The organism is Actinoplanes sp. NPDC048791, from assembly GCF_040650095.1.
Lineage (GTDB): Bacteria > Actinomycetota > Actinomycetes > Mycobacteriales > Micromonosporaceae > Actinoplanes.
This window is the reverse complement of record NZ_JBEZGQ010001301.1, coordinates 1-2,025: the sequence shown is the minus strand read 5'-3', so window position 1 is coordinate 2,025 and position 2,025 is coordinate 1. Positions and strand designations below refer to the sequence as shown.

Here is a 2,025-nt window from a genome sequence, read left to right as displayed (position 1 = left end):
CCCGCGCGGCGCGGGCCGCCGGGACCACCAGCGGCGTCCGCGTCTGCGGGTCCGGGATGACCTCGCACCGCAGCCCGTAGACGTCCTCGACCAGCTCCGCGGTGACGATCTCCCCGGGTACGCCCTCCGCGACGATCCGCCCCGCCTTCATCACGATCAGGTGGGTCGCGTAGCGGCAGGCGTGGTTGAGGTCGTGCAGCACCGCGACCAGGGTCCGGCCCTGCTCGTTCAGGTCGGCGCAGAGGTCCAGCAGGTCGATCTGGTACGCGATGTCGAGGTACGTGGTCGGCTCGTCCAGCAGCAGGATGCCGGTCTGCTGGGCGAGCGCCATGGCCATCCACACCCGTTGCCGCTGACCGCCGGACAGCTCGTCGACGGCGCGGTCCGCCAGCGCGGTCACGCCGGTGGCCTCCATCGCCGCGGCGACCTGGTTCTCGTCCTCCGGTGTCCACTGGCGCAGCAGCTTCTGGTGCGGATACCGGCCGCGGGCCACCAGGTCGGCGACCGAGATGCCCTCCGGGGCGGTGGCCGTCTGCGGCAGCAGGCCGAGGCGCCGGGCGACCTCCTTGGCCCGGTACGAGCCGATCGCCGCGCCGTCCAGCACCACCGAGCCCTGCTTCGGGGTGAGCAGTGCGGACAGGGCGCGCAGCAGCGTCGACTTGCCGCAGGCGTTCGGTCCGATGATCACCGTGAAGGAGCCGTCGGGGATCGTCACGTCCAGGCCGGCGGCGATCGCCCGGTCGCCGTAGGCCAGCGTCAGGCCGGTCCCGGACAGCCGCGAGGTCATCAGTTTCCCTTTCGCCATTGCCCGGCGAGCAGCCAGGCCAGATAGACCCCGCCGACCGCGCCGGTCACCACCCCGACGGGCAGCTGGGCGGGGGCCAGCAGCCGCTGTGCGACGAAGTCGCTGAGCACCATCAGCAGTGCGCCGGTGATCGCCGCCGGGAGCAGTTGCAGTGTCGGCGAGCCGGTGAGCCGCCGGGTGATCTGCGGTGCGGCCAAAGCCACGAACGCCACCGGGCCGGTCGTGGCGGTCGCCACCGCGCAGACCGCGACGGCCAGCAGGACCAGCACCAGGCGAGAGCGGTTCACCCGTACGCCGAGAGACTGCGCCGAGTCGTCGCCCATCTCCAGCAGCTGGAGTCGCCGGCCGAACAGCAGGAGCAGCGGGGTGAGCACCAGCAGGGCCAGGCCCAGCAGGCGCACGTACTCCCAGGTCCGGCCGTTCAGGGTGCCGACCAGCCAGACCGAGGCGGCCTGGGCGGCGTCGACCCGGGCCCGGCTGATCAGGTAACTGTTGACCGCGACGAGCATCGCGCTGATGCCGATCCCGACGAGCACGATGCGCCGGACCGCGCCACCACCGGCCGCCGCCAGCCCGTACACGATCAGGGCCGTGAGCAGACCGCCCACGACGGCCGCGACCGCGGCCCCGCCCGGCCCGGCGCCGAACACGAGGATCGCGACGACCGCGCCGGTGGCCGAGCCGGTGGTGAAGCCGACGATGTCGGGGCTGCCCAGCGGGTTGCGCGACAGGCTCTGGAAGACCGCGCCGGACATCGCCAGCGCCGCCCCGGCCAGCAGGCCCAGGCTGACCCGGGGCAGGCGCAGGTCGAGCAGGATGAACCGGTCGGCGCGCCGGCCCCCGCCGTCGAGGATCTCGAGGATGTCGGCGACCGGCAGCCGCACGCCGACGGCGACGACGGTCCACACCACGACGGCGGCCACGGCCAGCAGCAGGACCCCGCTGACGCCCAGCGTGCGCAGGTCGAGGCGGAGGGCGAGGCCCGGCGCCCGGACGGTGATCCGGCGTCTCACAGCGGCACGATCCGGCGGCGCAGGATGACGGCGAGGAACACCGGGGCGCCGATGAAGGCGGTGATCAGGCCCGCCTGCACCTCGCCGGGGCGGGCGATCACCCGGCCGGCGACGTCCGCGAGCAGCAGCAGCGTCGGCGCGAGCACCAGCGAGTACGGCAGCAGCCAGCGCTGGTCCGGCCCGACCAGGGTGCGCGCGATGTGCGGC

At 74.0% G+C, this 2,025-nt stretch carries 3 protein-coding genes; all 3 read right to left on the bottom strand.

Annotated elements, in window-relative coordinates; genetic code table 11:
- On the bottom strand, nucleotides 1-787 hold a 787-nt coding region (locus AB0C29_RS45640), incomplete at its 3' end, for an ABC transporter ATP-binding protein (protein ID WP_360834236.1).
- On the bottom strand, nucleotides 787-1,818 hold the full coding sequence (locus AB0C29_RS45635) for an iron chelate uptake ABC transporter family permease subunit (protein WP_360834234.1): 1,032 nt from the start codon (nucleotides 1,816-1,818) through the stop codon (nucleotides 787-789). The genes AB0C29_RS45635 and AB0C29_RS45640, both read right to left, overlap by 1 nt.
- Nucleotides 1,815-2,025: iron chelate uptake ABC transporter family permease subunit (locus AB0C29_RS45630; protein WP_360834232.1), on the bottom strand; the 211-nt coding region annotated here is incomplete at its 5' end. The genes AB0C29_RS45635 and AB0C29_RS45630, both read right to left, overlap by 4 nt.